Origin of the sequence: Pusillimonas noertemannii (assembly GCF_003096595.1) — a bacterium.
Lineage (GTDB): Bacteria > Pseudomonadota > Gammaproteobacteria > Burkholderiales > Burkholderiaceae_B > Pusillimonas > Pusillimonas noertemannii.
In genome coordinates this window covers 18,786-36,207 of the sequence record NZ_QEKO01000001.1, presented here as the reverse complement: position 1 = coordinate 36,207, position 17,422 = coordinate 18,786, and the positions used below count along the sequence as shown (strand labels likewise).

Below are 17,422 nucleotides of genomic sequence, written 5' to 3'. Positions count from 1 at the left end.
AAACCTCTTACGTGAACAAGCGCCGGAATGCGTCGCGGAAGCGTTCGAACTCTTGGCTGAAATCAAGATTGCGGCGCTGCGAAGTCATGGCGGCCTGCATCCGGCTGCCGTCGCCTTCGGGGGTGATCCACACCCAGATGCGCCGGTCGCGAATATAGAACATCGAAAACACGCCTATGACCAGGAACAGGCAACCCAGGTAGACCGTGTTCTTGCCGGGGCTGCGGGCGATCTGGAACACGCTGGCCTGCACCTGGTCGAAGCTGTTCAGCGACATGAACACGGGCGCCGGATAATCGGGCAGGTTGGCCAGCGCCAACACCGCAAGCCTGAGCCAGTCTGCGCCTTCTTCAGTGTGGCTGTTGGCCTCGAGCCCGCGGCGCTCGCGGTCCATATCGTACAACTCGGTGAGCGTAAGCTGGATCATGGGCACCGCGAAGCCCAGCACGCTTTCACGCTCGTTTTCGGGCACGCGCTCGATAATGGCATTGAAGCCGCCCCGGGCGAATGCGTCGATGGCGCCCTGCACCGCCCTTTGCAGCAGGGGCCGCTGCGTATCGTTGCTGGCGTTGGCCTGGGCAAAACTGCTTGCCGCCTGTTCGCGCAGCGACGGGTCTTGCAATGCCGCCCGCAAATGCATGAACTCGGCCACCGAGCTGTTGGCGTCTGCCGGGATACGGATGTAGCGGTAGTTCTCGGCTTCGGACTGCCTGACACCCGCCAGAAACACGGCATGGCCATCGAGCACGATGGGCAGCATGTAGTTATTATATTCGTACGCTTGGCCGTCGCGCCCGATGACCCGATATTGCACGCTGGGGCCCACGTTGCGCAGATGCTCGTTCGAGGCGCCGGCCGCACTGCCCGTAACCGCCGCCACATGGTCGATCATGGCCTTGGGCTGGGGCTCGGTGCCCGGCGCCATGTTCTCGACGTTGATTACGCGCAGGCCCGACATGTCCACCGTTACGTCATGGGCGCCGCCCTGGCCGCTTAGGGTGACCTGGCTGCTTTGGCCCACCGTGCCCTCGACAGGAAACGGCTTGCCGCCGGCTCCTTCGAGCGGGTAGGCGGTAAGCTTGAGCTTGCTGCCGCCGTCGTCGAGGCTGGACTGATACACCGTGACGCCCTTGTAGCGCAGCGGTTCGTTCACTTCTATCAGGCGCTCGAAGCTTTCGCCGGTGTCGGGGTCGTTGACTTCGACATAGCTCTTGAACGAGCTGGGCATGCCGGTAGAGTAATACTCCACCTCGAATTTGTTCAGCTTTATGGAAAAAGGTATGGGCTGCACCAGCACACCGTCGCCCACGGCGACGATGCCGCTGGCGCTGCTGCTGCCTTCGGGCAGAAGCATGTTGGCGCGGAAGCTGGGGTTCACCGCCGGCAGCCTGCCGGTTTCGGGTACTTCAGAGATCAGCATGTTCTGGGTAATGGGCTGCTTGTCTCCCAGCCATACCTGCAGGCGCACGGGCAGCTCGCTGTCGAGCAGGCCGCCCACGGCAATCACCACGATCGCGGCATGCGCAAAAATATAGCCCAGCCGATTGGCCGAGCCTTTCTTGGCCGCCACCATAATCGCCTCGCCGTCCTGGCGCACCTTGTAGCGATAGCCATGCGACTGCATCCAGGGGGCGAGTTTCTGCAGGGCCTGGGCCGGCGCCTGGGGCGACTGGGCCTCGACGCGGTGATGGAAGGCACGCAGGCTGCTGCCGCGCACGTATTCGCGGAACGACCGCATGTCGCGCACCATCTTGGGCGTGTTGCGCATGAGGCAGATGCTGGTGGACACGACCAGGAAGGCCATGATCAGCAGGAACCACCAGCTGTTGTATACATGCCAGATGGCGAACTGGTCGAACAGCTGGAACCAGAAGGGGCCAAACTGGTCGATATAGCTGTTGGCCACCTGGTTTTGCTGCAGCACGGTGCCGATGATGCTGGCCACGCAGATGAACATCAGCAGGCTGACCGCGAACCGCATCGAACCCAGCAGTTCGATCAGGTCTGCGCCGAAGCTTCGCAGGGAGTATGTTTGGTTCACGGCTTCAATTCTAAAAAAAAGGGGGCCGCCGATATCGGCTCCCCCTTTGACAGACCGGCCGGCGCGGTTTTGGTTCTGGCGCCGGGCTGGTTTTTTATGCTTTAGCGCAGACCCGCCGCGTAATCGGCCACGGCCGAGATATCGCGGTCGGACATGCGGTCGGCGATGTCGTGCATGATTTCGTTGGCGCGGTCGTTGCTGCGGAACAGCCTGAGCTGCTCTTCGATATAGCTGGGGAACTGGCCCGCCAGACGGGGGAACTCGCCCGGAATGCCGGCGCCGTTGGGCGAGTGGCAGCCTGCGCAGGCCGGCACGCGCCGTTCGGGGATACCGCCGCGCCAGATCTGCTGGCCGCGCTGCATGGTTTCTTCGTTGCTCGCCGTGGCGGCGGTTTCGAAGTTGAGCGGCTGCTGGCCCAGGTAAATGGCGAGGTTCTGGATGTCTTCGTCGTTAAGGGGCTGGGCCATGGGTGTCATGGGCGTGGGCGCGCCGCCCGGGCCGGTGCGCTTGGCGGGCTTGTTTTCTTCGGACTTGAAGTTGTGCAGCTGGCGGGCAATGTATTCGTGTGCCTGGCCGGCCAGGTTGGGGTTGATGGGCAGCGTGCTGTTGCCGCCGGGCCCATGACAGCTGGCACAGGCAATAATGCCGCGCGCCGCATCGCCATTGGTGTACAGGGCTTCGCCCTTGGCCGCGTCGGGCTTGGCAGCGGGGCCTTGGGCATGGCCGACGGACATCACGGAACAGCCAAGCATCACGCCGCTGATAATTAATATTCTGGAAAGCACACGCTTCATGAAAACCTCGACGGATCGCTTATTCGATCTGGGCGCCGGCCCTTGCCGGCTATGACAATGTCAAATTTACGGGCCCAAAAAGGCCCGCGCATAATGACCGCAACAGTTTCAAATCCGAAATTATACAATAGCGGTTGAATCAAACTGCTCAGGCCCTACATTGTCCATCCTGCACCGCGCCTCTTTCACTGTTTCGGCCGCCCGCCTCGACCAGTTGCCGCCCCCCACCACCTCCGAAGTCGCATTCGTCGGGCGATCGAACGCCGGCAAGTCGTCGGCCATCAATGTGCTGGCCAACCAGAGGCGGCTGGCGTTTTCCAGCAAAACCCCCGGCCGCACACGCCTGATCAATCTGTTCGGCATCCCCGACCCGCTCGACCCCGGGCAGTCGCTGGGCTTTCTGGTAGACCTGCCCGGCTACGGCTATGCGTCGGTCGCCCGCGACGCCCGCGAAGAATGGGCCGAGGTGCTGGGCGGCTACCTGCGCCAGCGCGAATCGCTGGCCGGCGTGGTGCTGCTGCTGGACATCCGCCGCGGCGTCACCGAGCTCGACCGCCGGCTTGCGCACTGGATCGCGCCCACCGGCAAGCCCGTACTGGCCCTGCTGACCAAGGCCGACAAGCTGCCCTACGGCCAAAGGCTCAAAGCCGTGGCCAGCGTGCGCAAAGAGCTTGCCGAACTGGGCACGCTGGCGGCGGTACCGTTTTCGGCCACCCATCGCATCGGGCTTGAAGAGGCCGCCGCCCATATCGAAAACTGGATTTCCCCCAAGGTTGTGCCATGACCCAATTTCTGCCTTCCGTCGATTTTCCTTCTTCGCGCCCGCGCCGCAACCGGCGCGATGATTTCTCACGCCGGCTGGTGCGCGAAAACTCGCTCAGCGCCGACGATTTCATCTACCCGGTCTTTGTCACCGAGGGCAAAAATGTGCGCCAGCCGGTTCCTTCCATGCCGGACGTACTGCGCTATTCGCCCGACACGCTGCTGCACGTGGCCGAGGAATGTGTGCAACTGGGCATACCGGTGCTGGCGCTGTTTCCGGCCATCGATGCCAGCCTGAAAACACCCGACGGCATCGAGGCGGCGAACCCCGATGGGCTGATTCCGCGCACGGTGGCGGCGATCAAGCAGCGCTTTCCCGAACTGGGCGTACTTACAGACGTTGCGCTCGACCCCTACACGAGCCACGGCCAGGACGGCGTCATCGACGAACAGGGTTATGTGCTGAACGAACCCACGGTCGAGATCCTGGTCAAGCAGGCGCTGGTGCAGGCCCAGGCCGGCGTCGACATCGTCGCCCCGAGCGACATGATGGACGGCCGCATCGGCGCGGTCCGCCGCGCCCTCGAGGAACAGAATCACATCTACACCCGCATCATGGCCTACTCGGCCAAGTACGCCAGCGCCTTCTACGGCCCCTTCCGCGATGCGGTGGGGTCGGCGGCCAACCTCGGCAAGTCGAACAAGGCCACCTACCAGATGGATCCGGCCAACCGCGACGAGGCCCTGCGCGAAGTGGCGGCCGACATCCGCGAAGGCGCGGACATGGTGATGGTCAAGCCAGGCATGCCTTATCTGGACGTGCTGCGCGATGTCAAGCAGGCCTTCGGCATGCCCACCTTCGCCTATCAGGTCAGCGGTGAATACGCGATGCTGAAGGCCGCCGCCGCAAACGGGTGGCTGGATCACGACAAGGTGGTGCTTGAATCGCTGCTGGCGTTCAAGCGGGCGGGCGGCGATGGGATTCTGACTTACTTCGCGATTCATGCCGCCAAGTTGTTAAAGGCTTGAGAATTGCTGTTTTTTTGAGGCTCGCTTTTATTACTTAGTTTTTCTGCAGCGTATGTATGTGCACAAGGCCCGCCTAGGTTGATTCGGCGGACCTTGTGCTTTTAGGGGTTCTGTTTTTGGGCCTAGTTCTGTGTTTGGGTCTTTAAGTCGGGCGAGGTGCGGGGAGCTATTTTCAATCCGCATCACGCGGCCCCGCTGCGCGGGGCTTCCCGAATTTCTCTGGATCGGCCGGGCGGCGGCAGAACTCAACCTCGTCGCTTCGCGCCTCGGGATTCAGACAGGCTGTCGCCGAAAGCCCCCGACCAATCCAGAGAAATTCGGCACGCGCTGAACGGACTGAAAGTAGCTCCCCGCACCTCGCCCTCAGAATTGGGTAGGACGCAGCGCCGATTCAACCCGACTTTTGAATCACGCCATCGAGCACGGCGCCGAAGCGCGCGGCGTTCTGGAAACCGACCACGCGTTGGTCCAGCTCGCGGCCCTGCCGGTCGAAGAAGATGATGCCGGGCGGTCCGAACAGGCTGAAGCGGCGCAGCAGCTCTCGGTCGTCCTGGGTGTTGGCGGTGACGTCGGCCTGCAATAGCAGGAAGTTCGACATGCGCTGGGCCACCTGCGGCTCGCTGAATGTAAAGCGCTCCATCTCGATGCACGAGACGCACCAGTCGGCGTAGAAATCGAGCATCACGGGCTTATCGGATTCGGCCACCAGGCGGTCGAGCTCGGCTAAGGAACTTACACGTGTAAAGGCCGGCGCCTCGCCGCCGGGCAGGGCGGCGGAGCTGCCGCCGGCGGACGCCCCGATGGCCGTTGCCGCAAACGGGGCCAACGGCCTGAAGAGGTCGCGCGCGCCTCCGGCCAGGCCCACCAGAAGCAATATCGACCAGACCGCCAGCAGCAGGCCTAGTGCGCGCCGCAAGCCGCGCCACAGGGCTGCCGCGCCGGACGGCGCCTGGGTATTGGCGTGCCCGCCAAAAGTACCGAGCAGGACGGCTGCGCACAGGCCCAGGAAGGCCCAGCCCAGCAGGCCCAGCCACGCCGGCACCACGGGCTGGACCATCCACCAGGCGGTGGCCAGCAAGAGCATGCCGAAGAACTGTTTCATGCCGTCCATCCAGGGGCCGGAACGGGGCATCAGCGCACCCGAGGTGGCGCCCAGCACCAGCAGCAGCAGGCCCTGGCCCCAGGCCATGGCGAACAGGGCGCTGCCGCCCAGCACGACGTCGCCGGTCTGCGAGATGAACAGCAGGACGCCGGCCAGGGGCGCGGCGACGCAGGGGCCGACTATAAGGGCCGAGACCATGCCGATGAGGAAGGCGCCGCCCCAGCGTCCGCCGGGTATGCGGGCGGCGCGCTGGCTCAGGCTGGCCTGCAGGTTGGCCGGCGCCTGGAAGGTGTAGACGTCGAACATGGCCAGGGCGAGCAAGGCCAGCAAAACGGCAAAGACCGCCAGCACCCAGGGCGTCTGCAGCCAGGCGGCCAGGCTGGCGCCGATGAGGCCGGCCGCAACGCCCAGCGCCGTATAGACCACCGACATGCCCAGCACGTAGCACGCAGCCAGGCCGAGGCCCCGCCAGCGGCTGCCGCGGCCGGCGTCGCCCGCCACCACGGCCAGCACGATGGGCACCATGGGCAGGACGCAGGGCGTAAAGGTAAGCAGCACGCCGAACAACAGCGCCAGGCCGACCAGCTCGGCCCAGCCTATGCCGGCCAGATGGGAAGCTAGGCCGGTGTCGCCCAGGCCCAGCACCCCGCCCAAACCGGCGTCGCCGGAAGAAGCAGCCCCGTCAAGCGGCTGCGCGGCCCGGGCCGGCGTCACTTCGTCGCGAGGCGGCGGCACGCTTTCGACGGCTTCTTTCCCCTGCAGCGCATACCCTTGCTCGACAGGCACCAGGTGCAGCGTGAAGGTCATGGGCGGATAGCACAGGCCGGCATTGGCGCAGCCCTGGCCGGTGATGCGCAGGGGCACGGGCTGTGCGGCGCCCGCTTGCAGGGGCAGGCGTATCGTTACCTGCTCGTGATAGACCTCCATGTCTTCGTCGAAGGTGGGGTCGTACTTGACCGTGCCCCGCGGAAAGATGGGCTCGCCCGCCACCGGCGCATCGGCTTCGAAGCCAAAGCGCCCGCGATACATGTAGTAGTCGGGCGCGATCCGGAAATGCACCTGAAGCTCGGTGGGGTTGGCCATGGCGGCCGTCAGCACGAAGGCGTCGGCCGGATCGAGGAAATCTTCCTCGGCCTGGGCCGGGCCGGCAAGCAAGGCAGCCGCCGCCACAAGCATGACGAAGCCCAGCCACGCTGCATGAACACAGCGCGCCGCCCTGGCGCGCCCGGCGCACATTGCGCCATGCATGCGCATCCACACACTGCTGCGCCGGTTTCCGGCGCTCAGCCTCGACAACATTCGTATTTTCCTTATGCCCGGTGCACCGCGGCTACGGTGCAGACGTTTGCCGACGTACCCAGTCCAGGTATGGCTGGGCCCCGCCGGCCACCGGCAGGACCAGAACCTCGGGCACCTCGTAGGGATGCAGTTCGGTCAGCCGCTCAGTCAGGGCCGGCAGCGCCGCCTGGGTCGTCTTGATGACAAGGGGGATCTCTTCGGTGCCCTCGAGCTCGCCCTCCCACATGTACATGGACAGGACCGGAGCGCCTAGGTTCACGCAGGCGGCCAGATGCTCTTCGACCAGCATGTGGGCGATGCGCTTGGCCAACAGCATATCGGGGGCATTGCTTAGCACCACCACCACGTCTTGCGCCATGGACGTCAAACCCGAAAAGACTTGAAACAGCCCATTTTACCGATTTACCGGCTGCGGCGCGCCCAGGGCGCGTTCCGTCAGGCCCGGCCTGCCATCTCGAGTACCGCCCGGCATAGTTCGCTTTGCGGTTCCGCCAGCTCGCACAGCAGATCGAAGTGGTTGCACTGGGGCACGTGTACGCGGTTCACCGCCAGGCCGGCGGCGCGGCATGCCTCGTCATAGGCTTCGGTCTGGTTCTTGAAGCCGTCGGTTTCCAGCCCTCCGACCGCCAGCACCATGGGCAAGCCGGCGCGGGGCAGATGATGCAAGGGACTGACACGCGGCGTCTGGTCGGCATGCAGCTGCAGCCATTCGCTGGCCGCGATCTGGCACAACGGCGCCAGCTCGTACAGGCCGCTCAGGCCCGCCACGCCCTTGACCAGGTCGTGAGGCAGACCGTAAGAAGCGGTCCAGCCTTGCGCCGCCACCATGGCGGCCAGGTGCGCGCCCGCCGAGCTTCCTCCCACATACAGGCGATCGGGGTCAATGCCATAGCCGGCCCCGTTCCGATACAGCCATGCCACCGCGCTGCGCACCTGGCGCACGACTTCGGCCAGCGTGGCCTCGGGCAACAGCGTGTATTCCAGCACGCATACCGCAACCCCGGCCCGAGTGAAGGCCTGGGCCATGATGGGGGCGTCTTCTTTGGTTTGCGAGCGCCAGTAGCCCCCGTGGATGAACACGAAGACCGGCGCAGGCTGCGCGCCCAGCGCCGTGGGGAAGATATCGAGGCGCTCGGCCTGCGACTGGCCGTAGCGCAGGTCGTAGATGCCCACGCACTCGTTATTTACCTTGCGCGCCAGCCGGGCGTATTCGGCCACGCAGGCATCGAAATCGGCGACCGAGGCCCGGGCGTCGTACTGACGGCCCCGCTCGGTCAGGTCGCGGAAGAAAAGCTCGACTTCGTTGCGGACGGGAGCGTCCTGACTGCCGTGACCCACACCTGCCTCCATCTCATTACAAGGAGCATTCGGCCGCGAACGCATCGCGTTGGCTGCTCAATACCTTCGAAAGCACCTTGGGCATGAGATTGCCGTCGGCGTCGCGTTCGATCCTGGTCAGATAATAATCCTGAATGGGATGATGATTGGTGTCGAAGGCAAAATTGCCCCTCACGGACTTGAAGTCCGCCTTTTGCAGTGCCGCGCGGAACTCGTCGGCACGGTTCAGGTCTCCGTCCACGGCTTTCAGGGCCGAGGCGATCAGCAGGGCTGTATCGTAAGCCAAGGCGGCGTAATGGGTGGGCACGCGGCCATAGGCCTTCTTGAAGTCTTCGACGAACTGCTTGCTTTCAGGCACGTCCAGCAGTGGCGACCACAGCGCGGTCGAGTACACGCCCTCGGCCGCATTGCCCGTGGCTTGGATCATGCGCAAGTCCATCGAAAATACCGGCAGGAACATCGGAACCTGCTTGCTCAGCCCCGAATTCGCGTACTGCTTGGCGAAGTTGATGCCGGCTCCGCCGGGATGAAACTGGTAGATGGCGTCAGGAGCCAGGTCGCGCACCCGGGCCAGCTCGACCGAAAAATCGGACTGGTCGAGCTTGGTATAGATCTCGGCCATCACCTTGCCCTTGTACAGGCGCTTGAAGCCCTCGAGCGCGTCCCGGCCCGCCTGGTAGTTGGGCGCCAGCAAGACGATATTCTTGATGCCCTGCTCGTTGGCCGCCTGCCCCGCCGCCGCGTGCAGCGAGGTGTTTTCGAACGAGGCGACAAAGTAGTTCTTGTCGCAGCGCTTGCCGGCAAACACAGAGGGTCCCGCGTTCAGGCTGACGTAGAAAGCGTCCTTCTTCAGTATGGTCGGCGCCGCCGCCATGAGCACGTTCGAGAAATTGATGCCGGTGAACAACTGGATGCCTTCCTGCAGCATCTTCTCGGCCGACTGCTTGCCCGTGGCGGGTTTCAGTCCGTCGTCTTCAAGCACCATTTCCACCGGCACGCCGCCCAGCTTGCCGCCCTCTTGGTCGATGGCCAGCTTGAAGGCATCGCGCTGGTCTTCGCCGATGTAGCCGGCGGGAGTGGACAAGGTGGTGATGAAGCCGATGCGTAGCGGCTCGGCCGAGGCGGCGGTCTGAGCCAGGCCCAGGCTTATCGTGCCCAGGCACGCCAATGCGATCTTGCGAAACATGTTTCTCCGTCCTGTATGAGAACGGCCGGCCCCCTTGGCATTGCGCGGGCAGCGACGGCCATATTTTATAAAAAAATTCTTATCGTCGAAATTCTAGTTGGTTTTATAACCGTGCACAAGATGGGAAATCCAATATGCCGCCTTGCGGAACCACCGTCCTTCCGCCTGGAGAAAACCTGGACGGCGGGGGCACCATCGTGGCTTGCCACGCATGGAGGGTGAAGAGCAATATTGGATTGTCGGCAATCAAGAGAGGAAGAGAATTGGGCACCAACGGCATGGATCCGCTGATCTCGGCCGCCGCGCGGGCGCTGGCTTCGGGCAGCCCCCTCGATGCCTTGAACCTCGTTGCCTTGCGCGACGACGCGGACGCGCTTGCCCTGCGAGGCATCGCATTGTCGCAGCTTGGCGATCTTGCGCGGGCGCGGGTTCTGATACGCCGCGCGGCGCGCAGCTTCGGCCCACGAAATCCCAAGGCTCGAGCACGATGCATCGTCGCCGAAGCCGAAATTGCACTCGTTTCACGCGATGTGGCATGGCCCGGCAAGATGCTTCATGCGGCACGCATCACGCTGCAGGCGCAAGGCGACCACGCCAACGCCGAGCAGGCGCGATACATCTCGGCCCGGCGGCTCCTGCTGCTGGGACGGCTGGACGAGGCGCAACACTTGCTGGACGAAGCGCAGCCCGACATCGCTCCACCCGCCCTGAAATCCACGCATGAGCTGATTGCGGCCGGCATCGCCATGCGGCGCGGCCGCGCCGACATGGCCCACGCCGCGCTTGGGCGCGCGGCAACCGCGGCCGGGCAATCCGGCATACCCGCCCTGATGGCCGAAGTCCGACAGGCGCAGAAAGAGCTGGATGCGCCCGTTGCGCGCCTTTTTCTTCATGGCCTGGAGCGCAAGCTCAGGCTTGCAGAGGTGCAGGCCTTGCACGAGTCGGAGATGCTTGTGGTGGATGCCTGCCGCAACGCGCTGTGGCGCCTGGACAATACCGTACCGCTTGCCACACGCCCCGTGCTGTTTGGCCTGGCCCGCATGTTGGGCGAAGCATGGCCGCGCGATGTATCGCGCGATGCGCTTATCGCAAAGGTCTTCCGCATGAAGATCGCGGACGAAACGCATCGCGCCCGGCTGCGCGTGGAAATCGGCCGCCTGCGCAAGCTGCTTGCCCCGGTGGCCGAAATACATACGACTCCGCGGGGCTTCCTTCTCAAGCCCCTTCATTCGAGTGAAGTCGGGGTGCTTGCCCGGCCGCATGAAACCGAACATGGCGCAATTCTGGCCCTGCTTGCCGATGGAGAGTCCTGGCCCAGCTCGGCATTGGCTCTTGCCCTGAATGTCAGCCAGCGCAGCGTCCAGCGGGCTTTGGACACGCTGGCCGCCTCGGGCCAGGCTCAGAGCCAGGGCCGAGGCCCGGCGCGCCGCTGGATGTCCTCGCCCCTGCCCGGATTCACGACAAGCTTGTTACTCTCTCTTCCGCTGGCGGTCGATTAGCATGAAAGCGTGGTGACCACTCCTTTATCCGCCCCGGCCATGTCAAGGCAAGCAGGCGCCAAGCCGGCATGGCAGGCGGGCATTTCTTGAATACTTAGGAGTCAACATGAAAAAATCGACTGCTCACATCATCCATGAATACGGGCCCTTTCCCGATACCGGCAGCGTGCACGGCGTTTCATACGACGGCCGCCATATCTGGTTCGCTAACGGCGACAAGCTGGTCGCGCTCCATCCCGCAAACGGCAAGACGCTGCGATCGATCGACGTGCCGGCGAACGCGGGCACAGCCTTCGACGGACGCCATCTATACCAGATAGCCTCGGACCACATCCAGAAAATCGACCCTGAAAGCGGCCGCGTACTCGGCACGATTCCCCTGCCGGAAACGGTCGGCGCTTCAGGCCTTGCCTGGGGCGAAGGCATGCTTTGGGCCGGGGGCTACCAAGACCGCAGAATCTACCAGATCGACCCCGACAGCGGCGCGGTGCTTCGCGTGATCGAATCCAACCGCTTTGTGACGGGTATAAGCTGGGCTGGCGACGAGCTGTGGCACGGCACCTGGGAAGACGGTGCAAGCGAGCTCAGGCGCATCGATCCCGACACCGGCGAAGTACTCGAGACCATCAATATGCCGGCCCAAACCGGAGTGTCGGGCCTGGAGTCGAACGGCGGCAACCTGCTGTTCTGCGGCGGCGGCGACAGCGGAAAGATCCGGGTGGTGCGCCGGGCGTAAGCGCCCCGGGAAACGACACGCCCTGGTATGGACAATGCCATACCAGGGCGTGTGCTTGAATAATCTTGAAGCCACACCGGCGGCAGGCCGCCGGCGCAAGCGGTGTTACTCGGCCGCTTCTTCCGCTTCTTCGACTTCGGGGCGATCGACCAGCTCGATGAAGGCCATGGGGGCGTTGTCGCCCTGGCGGAAGCCCATCTTCAGCACGCGGGTGTAGCCGCCGTTGCGCTCTTTGTAGCGCGGGCCGACCACGTCGAACAGCTTGGCCACTGCGTCGCGGTCGCGCAGGCGGGCGAAAGCCAGGCGCTTGTTGGCGACGCTGGGCTCTTTGCCCAGGGTGATCAGGGGCTCGACGACGCGGCGCAGCTCTTTGGCCTTGGGCAGCGTGGTCTTGATGGCTTCGTGGGTAAGCAGCGAAACAGCCATGTTGCGGAACATAGCCAGGCGATGGCTGCTGGTGCGGTTGAGTTTACGCAAACCACTACGGTGACGCATGATGTTTTCCTTTGAATCTATTTAAGCGAAATGATTTTTCGCGATAAGCCGGCTCTTCTATCAGACATGCTGCGGGCCGGATCAGGGGCAAAACTATACACGAAAAAACAGGGGGTACTGCTTGCGGGCCGGCGACTTCTTACAAAATGCCGGCTCGCGGCGAAAGGCCGGCACGCATGCCGGCCTTTGCTTGCTGCTTAGGGACGTTCCAGGCCCAGGGGAGGCCAGTTCTCGAGCTTCATGCCCAAGGTCAGGCCGCGTGCGGCAAGGACTTCCTTGATTTCGTTGAGCGACTTGCGACCCAGGTTGGGGGTCTTGAGCAGCTCGTTTTCGGTGCGCTGGATCAGATCGCCGATGTAGTAGATGTTTTCGGCCTTCAGGCAGTTGGCCGAACGCACGGTCAGCTCGAGGTCGTCGACCGGACGCAGCAGCACGGGGTCGATCTGCGGGGCGCCGCGTACCGGTGCCTCGTAGGAATCGCCCACGCCTTCAAGCGCGGCAAAGACCGAGATCTGGTCCATGAGGATGCGGGCCGACTGGCGCACAGCCTCTTCGGGCGAAATGACGCCGTTGGTCTCGATGTCGAGGATCAGCTTGTCGAGGTCGGTGCGCTGCTCGACGCGGGCGCTTTCAACCGCATAGCTGACGCGGCGCACGGGGCTGTACGAAGCGTCGAGCACGATACGGCCGATGGTGTGCGAGCGGTCGTCGGCCAGGGCGCGAACGTTGCCGGGCACATAGCCGCGGCCTTGCTCGACCTTGATGTGGACTTCAAGCTTGCCGGCCTCGGTAAGATTGGCGATGACGTGATCGGGATTGATGATCTCGACGTCGTGCGGCAGCTCGATGTCGGCGGCCGTGACCACGCCCTGGCCTTCCTTGCGCAGCACCAGCGTGACGTCGTCACGGTTGTGCAGCTTGAAGACCACGCCCTTCAGGTTCAGCAGAATGTCGACGACGTCTTCGCGCACGCCGGCGATGGTGGAGTACTCGTGCACAACACCCGTAATCTGCACCTCGGTCGGGGCATAGCCGGTCATGGACGACAGCAGGATGCGGCGCAGCGCATTGCCCAGCGTATGGCCGTAGCCGCGTTCGAACGGCTCCATGATGACGCGGGCGTGATTCTTGCCGGCGGGCTCGACTTCGATAGAACGGGGTTTCAGAAAACCTTGAGACGACATGTGTGTTCCTTTTCAATACCCTCGGCTCGTTACACCGATAAGGCTGACGGATGAACCGGTTGTCCGGCGGTAGCTGACACAGCCCAGCTTCCAGCAAATGACTGAAAACCGGGCTGTGGCTTGAAGCTGCGATGCAGTGCGAATGCCGCTCTTAGCGAGAATACAATTCGACGACCATCGATTCGTTCACGTCGCGGGCGACGTCGGAACGATCGGGAACCTGCTTGTAGGTGCCGACGAGCTTGCTGGCGTCGACTTCAACCCACTGGGGGAAGCCTTGGCCGGAAGCCAGATCGAGCGACTCGCGGATGCGCAGCTGGCCCTTGGACTTCTCGCGGATGGAGATGATGTCGCCGGGCTTGACGCTGATCGACGCGATGTCGGCCGTTTTGCCGTTGAGTTCGACCGAGCGGTGGTTGACCAGCTGGCGAGCTTCGGCGCGCGTGGAGCCGAAGCCCATGCGGTAGACGACGTTGTCGAGGCGCGATTCCAGAAGCTGGATCAGCGTTTCGCCGGTGTTGCCACGGCGGCGCTCGGCTTCGGCAAAGTATTTGCGGAACTGCTTCTCGAGCACACCGTACATGCGCTTGAGCTTTTGCTTTTCACGCAGCTGCAGGCCGAAGTCGGAAGTGCGGGCGCCCGAGATGCGGCCATGCTGGCCGGGCTTGGACTCGAGCTTGCACTTCGAATCGAGCGAGCGGCGGGCGCTCTTCAGAAACAGGTCGGTGCCCTCGCGGCGCGAGAGCTTGCATTTAGGTCCAATATAACGTGCCATGGTTTCCCCTTAGATGCGACGGCGCTTGGGCGGACGGCAGCCATTGTGCGGAATGGGCGTGATGTCCGAGATGCTGGAGATCTTGATGCCCAGCGCGTTCAGGGCGCGCACCGAAGACTCGCGGCCGGGGCCGGGGCCCTTGATGCGGACTTCGAGTGTCTTGATGCCGTATTCTTGTGCCACGCGGCCAGCCGACTCGGCAGCCACCTGAGCGGCGAACGGAGTGGATTTGCGCGAGCCCTTGAAGCCGGCACCGCCCGACGTCGCCCAGGACAGCGCGTTGCCCTGGCGATCGGTAATGGTGATGATCGTGTTGTTGAAGGACGCATGAACGTGCGCGATGCCGTCCGAAACGCTCTTCTTGATTTTCTTGCGTACGCGCGACGCGCCGCTGTTGGAAGCTTTCGCCATCTTCTAATCCTCGATTATTTCTTCAGGGAAGCCGCTGCGCGACGCGGGCCCTTGCGGGTGCGCGCGTTGGTGCGCGTGCGCTGACCGCGGACAGGCAGGCCGCGCTTGTGGCGCATGCCGCGGTAGGTTCCCAGGTCGATCAGACGCTTGATCGAAAGTTGCACTTCGCGACGCAGATCGCCTTCGACGGTGAACACGTTGACGTGTTCACGGATGCGTTCGAGCTCGGCGTCGGTCAGATCTTTCACTTTCTTGGAATACTCGATGCCCGACGCTTCGCAGATTTTGCGTGCGCGCGTGCGACCGATACCAAAAATAGCGGTAAGTCCGATTTCGGCGTGTTTATGCGGCGGAATGTTGATGCCAGCGATACGGGCCATGACTGTTCCTTGTTTAAATCTGTTGCGACGCGGCCATTAGCCTTGACGCTGCTTGTGACGCGGGTCGGTGCAGATGACACGCACCACGCCGTGACGTTTGATGATCTTGCAGTTGCGGCAGATCCGCTTTACCGATGCCATTACCTTCATGGTTGACTCCTAGTTTCCTTTAGCCCGGCCGCTTATTTAGAGCGGAATACAATTCTGGCGCGAGACAGGTCATAGGGCGTGAGCTCCACTGTAACCTTGTCACCCGGCAGAATCCGGATGTAATGCATGCGCATCTTGCCCGAAATATGGCCCAGCACCACATGACCATTCTCCAACTTGACGCGAAAAGTAGCGTTGGGCAGGTTCTCGAGAACCTCTCCTTGCATTTGTATGACGTCGTCTTTTGCCATTGTGTTCTTCTTACCGCATTGGCAAGCCCGCGCCCTTGAAGTTCGCCTTCTTGAGCAGCGAGTCGTATTGGTGAGACATCATGTAAGCTTGCGCTTGAGCCATGAAATCCATAGCCACCACTACAATAATCAACAAAGAGGTGCCACCAAAGTAGAACGGTACATTCCAGCGCATCTGCATGAACTCGGGCAACAGGCACACCAGCGTGATGTAGATGGCCCCGGCCAGAGTCAGGCGCATGAGTATCTTGTCGATGTAGCGAGACGTTTGCTCGCCCGGACGGATACCCGGAATGAAAGCACCGCTCTTCTTCAGGTTGTCTGCGGTTTCACGGCTGTTGAACACCAGGGCCGTGTAGAAGAAGCAGAAGAAGATGATCAATGCCGAGAACAGCGTGACGTACAGCGGCTGGTGCGGCGCAAGCGCGGCAGCCAGGTCGCCCAGCCAACGCATGTTGGGGTTGCTGGAGAACCAGCTGGTTACCGTGGCGGGCAGCAGAATGATCGACGACGCGAAAATGGGCGGGATCACGCCGGACATGTTCAGCTTGAGCGGCAGGTGCGAGCTTTGTCCGCCATAGACCTTGTTGCCGACCTGGCGCTTGGCGTAGTTGACCGTGATACGGCGCTGGCCACGCTCGACAAATACGACAAAGTAGGTAACCGCCACCACCAGCACCAGGATGAACAGGGCCGAAAGAATCGACATTGCATCGGTGCGCACCAGATCGAGCATGCCTGTCAGTGCACTGGGCAGGCCCGCCACGATACCGGCGAAAATAATGATGGAGATGCCGTTTCCGATGCCTCGTTCGGTAATCTGCTCGCCCAGCCACATGACGAACATGGTGCCGGTGACCAGCGAAACGATGGTCGTGAAGCGGAACAGCATGCCGGGGTCGATGACCAGCCCGGGCTGCGATTCAAGCGCAACGGAAATGCCCACCGCCTGGATCAGAGCCAGAAACACCGTGCCGTAGCGGGTGTACTGGGTGATTTTGCGACGGCCCGATTCGCCTTCTTTCTTGATGGCTTCAAGGGTAGGCACCACGACAGCCATGAGCTGCATGATGATGGCTGCCGAAATGTACGGCATGATGCCCAGGGCGAACACCGAAAAGCGCTCGAGAGCGCCGCCCGAGAACATGTTGAACAAGCCTAGGATGCCACCCTGGTTTTGCTGGAACATCTCGGCCAGCGCGTCGGGGTTGATGCCCGGCACGGGTATGTGCGTGCCAAGACGATAAACCACCAGGGCGAGCACCAGGAAGACAAGACGGCGCTTGAGGTCGCCGTACTTTGCCCCCGTCTTACTCTGTGCCTGAGCTTTAGCCACCCGCTACCCCTTTAAACCAGCGAACCGCCGGCAGCTTCGATTGCGGCGCGCGCACCGGCCGTGGCGCTCAGGCCCTTGAGCGAGACCTTGCGGCTCAGCTCGCCGGACTTGATGACCTTGGCGTAGCGCACGTTCTGGCCGATGACGCCGGCCTGCTTGAGGACCTGGACGTCGATTTCGTCGACGGGCAGGGCCTGAAGGTCGGACAGGCGAACTTCGGCGCGCAGCATCTGGCTGCGGGAAGTGAAACCGCGCTTGGGCAGGCGGCGATACAGCGGCATCTGACCGCCTTCGAAGCCGACCTTGTGGAAGCCGCCGGAACGCGACTTCTGGCCCTTGTGGCCGCGACCCGCGGTCTTGCCCAGGCCGGAACCGATTCCGCGGCCTACGCGACGCTTGGGGTGCTTGCTGCCGGGGGCCGGCTGCAGTGTGTTCAGTTGAGTATCAGACATCCCGATTCCTTTCAGGCTTCCGAGACGGTGACGAGGTAATCCACTTTACGGATCATCCCACGCACCTCGGGCGTATCGACCAGCACGCGGCTGCTGTTCAGACCACGCAGGCCCAGGCCGCGAACCGTGTCGCGATGGGATTGCTTGGTGCCGATGACAGAGCGCACGAGCGTAACTTTGATTTGCTTCTGTGTCGTCATGA

The 17,422-nt window shown here is 63.0% G+C and carries 20 protein-coding genes; 4 read left to right on the top strand and 16 right to left on the bottom strand.

What is annotated here, in order from left to right; all coding sequences use genetic code 11:
• Positions 1-7: 7 nt before the first annotated feature.
• Both C7440_RS00215 and C7440_RS00210 read right to left on the bottom strand, forming a co-directional pair.
• The gene (locus C7440_RS00215) at positions 8-1,981 is read right to left on the bottom strand and encodes a cytochrome c biogenesis protein ResB (RefSeq protein ID WP_051019248.1); all 1,974 of its coding nucleotides are present in this window, start codon (positions 1,979-1,981) and stop codon (positions 8-10) included.
• A gap of 161 nt (positions 1,982-2,142) precedes the next feature.
• Entirely contained in the window at positions 2,143-2,835 is a 693-nt protein-coding gene (locus tag C7440_RS00210; RefSeq protein WP_017524033.1) for a c-type cytochrome, read from the bottom strand.
• Positions 2,836-2,995: 160 nt separating this feature from the next.
• On the opposite strand from C7440_RS00210, the gene yihA reads away from it, so the two are divergent.
• Positions 2,996-3,619, top strand: a complete 624-nt coding sequence (gene yihA / locus C7440_RS00205; protein WP_017524032.1) for a ribosome biogenesis GTP-binding protein YihA/YsxC — start codon at positions 2,996-2,998, stop codon at positions 3,617-3,619.
• Positions 3,616-4,626, top strand: coding sequence for a porphobilinogen synthase (gene hemB / locus C7440_RS00200; RefSeq protein WP_017524031.1), 1,011 nt, complete (start codon positions 3,616-3,618; stop codon positions 4,624-4,626). The genes yihA and hemB overlap by 4 nt, the downstream gene beginning before the upstream one ends.
• A gap of 391 nt (positions 4,627-5,017) precedes the next feature.
• Here hemB and dsbD read toward each other — a convergent pair whose 3' ends face one another.
• From dsbD to C7440_RS00180, 4 genes are all read right to left on the bottom strand, one after another.
• Positions 5,018-7,027 carry a protein-disulfide reductase DsbD gene (gene dsbD, locus C7440_RS00195; protein ID WP_116516999.1) on the bottom strand — a complete coding sequence of 670 codons (2,010 nt, stop codon included), beginning with the start codon at positions 7,025-7,027 and terminating at the stop codon, positions 5,018-5,020.
• A 31-nt stretch (positions 7,028-7,058) separates the two neighbouring features.
• Positions 7,059-7,385, bottom strand: coding sequence for a divalent-cation tolerance protein CutA (gene cutA / locus C7440_RS00190; protein WP_116516998.1), 327 nt, complete (start codon positions 7,383-7,385; stop codon positions 7,059-7,061).
• Positions 7,386-7,462: 77 nt separating this feature from the next.
• Positions 7,463-8,377, bottom strand: coding sequence for an alpha/beta hydrolase (locus C7440_RS00185; protein WP_116516997.1), 915 nt, complete (start codon positions 8,375-8,377; stop codon positions 7,463-7,465).
• 4 nt (positions 8,378-8,381) lie between these two features.
• A complete protein-coding gene (locus tag C7440_RS00180; protein ID WP_116516996.1) occupies positions 8,382-9,551 on the bottom strand; it encodes an ABC transporter substrate-binding protein in 1,170 nt (389 codons plus the stop codon).
• A gap of 278 nt (positions 9,552-9,829) precedes the next feature.
• Here C7440_RS00180 and C7440_RS00175 point away from each other — a divergent pair, with 278 nt between their 5' ends.
• Together C7440_RS00175 and C7440_RS00170 are read left to right on the top strand one after the other, a co-directional pair.
• Positions 9,830-11,050 carry a helix-turn-helix domain-containing protein gene (locus C7440_RS00175; protein ID WP_116517931.1) on the top strand — a complete coding sequence of 407 codons (1,221 nt, stop codon included), beginning with the start codon at positions 9,830-9,832 and terminating at the stop codon, positions 11,048-11,050.
• Positions 11,051-11,156: 106 nt separating this feature from the next.
• Positions 11,157-11,786 carry a Vgb family protein gene (locus tag C7440_RS00170; RefSeq protein ID WP_116516995.1) on the top strand — a complete coding sequence of 210 codons (630 nt, stop codon included), beginning with the start codon at positions 11,157-11,159 and terminating at the stop codon, positions 11,784-11,786.
• 105 nt (positions 11,787-11,891) lie between these two features.
• Here the strand turns inward: C7440_RS00170 and rplQ are convergent, their stop codons facing one another.
• The 10 genes from rplQ to rpmD all read right to left on the bottom strand — a co-directional run bounded on the left by rplQ (position 11,892) and on the right by rpmD (position 17,420).
• Positions 11,892-12,281, bottom strand: coding sequence for a 50S ribosomal protein L17 (rplQ, locus tag C7440_RS00165; RefSeq protein ID WP_026067853.1), 390 nt, complete (start codon positions 12,279-12,281; stop codon positions 11,892-11,894).
• A gap of 197 nt (positions 12,282-12,478) precedes the next feature.
• Positions 12,479-13,465, bottom strand: coding sequence for a DNA-directed RNA polymerase subunit alpha (locus tag C7440_RS00160; RefSeq protein WP_017524023.1), 987 nt, complete (start codon positions 13,463-13,465; stop codon positions 12,479-12,481).
• 151 nt (positions 13,466-13,616) lie between these two features.
• Positions 13,617-14,240 (bottom strand): 30S ribosomal protein S4, encoded by a 624-nt coding sequence (gene rpsD / locus C7440_RS00155; protein WP_116516994.1) that lies wholly within the window; start codon positions 14,238-14,240, stop codon positions 13,617-13,619.
• A 9-nt stretch (positions 14,241-14,249) separates the two neighbouring features.
• Positions 14,250-14,651, bottom strand: coding sequence for a 30S ribosomal protein S11 (rpsK, locus tag C7440_RS00150; RefSeq protein ID WP_017524021.1), 402 nt, complete (start codon positions 14,649-14,651; stop codon positions 14,250-14,252).
• Positions 14,652-14,665: 14 nt separating this feature from the next.
• Positions 14,666-15,031, bottom strand: coding sequence for a 30S ribosomal protein S13 (gene rpsM / locus C7440_RS00145; protein ID WP_017524020.1), 366 nt, complete (start codon positions 15,029-15,031; stop codon positions 14,666-14,668).
• Positions 15,032-15,067: 36 nt separating this feature from the next.
• Positions 15,068-15,181 (bottom strand): 50S ribosomal protein L36, encoded by a 114-nt coding sequence (rpmJ, locus tag C7440_RS00140; protein ID WP_003805360.1) that lies wholly within the window; start codon positions 15,179-15,181, stop codon positions 15,068-15,070.
• A gap of 32 nt (positions 15,182-15,213) precedes the next feature.
• Positions 15,214-15,432 (bottom strand): translation initiation factor IF-1, encoded by a 219-nt coding sequence (infA, locus tag C7440_RS00135; RefSeq protein WP_009523889.1) that lies wholly within the window; start codon positions 15,430-15,432, stop codon positions 15,214-15,216.
• A 10-nt stretch (positions 15,433-15,442) separates the two neighbouring features.
• A complete protein-coding gene (gene secY, locus C7440_RS00130; protein WP_026067852.1) occupies positions 15,443-16,768 on the bottom strand; it encodes a preprotein translocase subunit SecY in 1,326 nt (441 codons plus the stop codon).
• Positions 16,769-16,779: 11 nt separating this feature from the next.
• Positions 16,780-17,220, bottom strand: a complete 441-nt coding sequence (gene rplO / locus C7440_RS00125; RefSeq protein WP_017524018.1) for a 50S ribosomal protein L15 — start codon at positions 17,218-17,220, stop codon at positions 16,780-16,782.
• An 11-nt stretch (positions 17,221-17,231) separates the two neighbouring features.
• A complete protein-coding gene (rpmD, locus tag C7440_RS00120; protein WP_017524017.1) occupies positions 17,232-17,420 on the bottom strand; it encodes a 50S ribosomal protein L30 in 189 nt (62 codons plus the stop codon).
• Between the last annotated feature and the right edge of the window lie 2 nt (positions 17,421-17,422).

What these genes read in the sequence shown, in the direction of transcription:
- rplQ (WP_026067853.1), bottom strand. Translation starts at nt 12,281, where the DNA reads ATGCGTCACCGTAGTGGTTTGCGTAAACTCAACCGCACCAGCAGCCAT.
- C7440_RS00185 (WP_116516997.1), bottom strand. Translation starts at nt 8,377, where the DNA reads ATGGAGGCAGGTGTGGGTCACGGCAGTCAGGACGCTCCCGTCCGCAAC.
- hemB (WP_017524031.1), top strand. Translation starts at nt 3,616, where the DNA reads ATGACCCAATTTCTGCCTTCCGTCGATTTTCCTTCTTCGCGCCCGCGC.
- C7440_RS00180 (WP_116516996.1), bottom strand. Translation starts at nt 9,551, where the DNA reads ATGTTTCGCAAGATCGCATTGGCGTGCCTGGGCACGATAAGCCTGGGC.
- C7440_RS00170 (WP_116516995.1), top strand. Translation starts at nt 11,157, where the DNA reads ATGAAAAAATCGACTGCTCACATCATCCATGAATACGGGCCCTTTCCC.
- dsbD (WP_116516999.1), bottom strand. Translation starts at nt 7,027, where the DNA reads ATGTTGTCGAGGCTGAGCGCCGGAAACCGGCGCAGCAGTGTGTGGATG.
- rpsK (WP_017524021.1), bottom strand. Translation starts at nt 14,651, where the DNA reads ATGGCGAAAGCTTCCAACAGCGGCGCGTCGCGCGTACGCAAGAAAATC.
- C7440_RS00175 (WP_116517931.1), top strand. Translation starts at nt 9,830, where the DNA reads ATGGATCCGCTGATCTCGGCCGCCGCGCGGGCGCTGGCTTCGGGCAGC.
- rpsM (WP_017524020.1), bottom strand. Translation starts at nt 15,031, where the DNA reads ATGGCCCGTATCGCTGGCATCAACATTCCGCCGCATAAACACGCCGAA.
- rpsD (WP_116516994.1), bottom strand. Translation starts at nt 14,240, where the DNA reads ATGGCACGTTATATTGGACCTAAATGCAAGCTCTCGCGCCGCGAGGGC.
- rpmD (WP_017524017.1), bottom strand. Translation starts at nt 17,420, where the DNA reads ATGACGACACAGAAGCAAATCAAAGTTACGCTCGTGCGCTCTGTCATC.
- infA (WP_009523889.1), bottom strand. Translation starts at nt 15,432, where the DNA reads ATGGCAAAAGACGACGTCATACAAATGCAAGGAGAGGTTCTCGAGAAC.
- C7440_RS00215 (WP_051019248.1), bottom strand. Translation starts at nt 1,981, where the DNA reads ATGCGGTTCGCGGTCAGCCTGCTGATGTTCATCTGCGTGGCCAGCATC.
- C7440_RS00160 (WP_017524023.1), bottom strand. Translation starts at nt 13,465, where the DNA reads ATGTCGTCTCAAGGTTTTCTGAAACCCCGTTCTATCGAAGTCGAGCCC.
- cutA (WP_116516998.1), bottom strand. Translation starts at nt 7,385, where the DNA reads ATGGCGCAAGACGTGGTGGTGGTGCTAAGCAATGCCCCCGATATGCTG.
- rplO (WP_017524018.1), bottom strand. Translation starts at nt 17,220, where the DNA reads ATGTCTGATACTCAACTGAACACACTGCAGCCGGCCCCCGGCAGCAAG.
- C7440_RS00210 (WP_017524033.1), bottom strand. Translation starts at nt 2,835, where the DNA reads ATGAAGCGTGTGCTTTCCAGAATATTAATTATCAGCGGCGTGATGCTT.
- rpmJ (WP_003805360.1), bottom strand. Translation starts at nt 15,181, where the DNA reads ATGAAGGTAATGGCATCGGTAAAGCGGATCTGCCGCAACTGCAAGATC.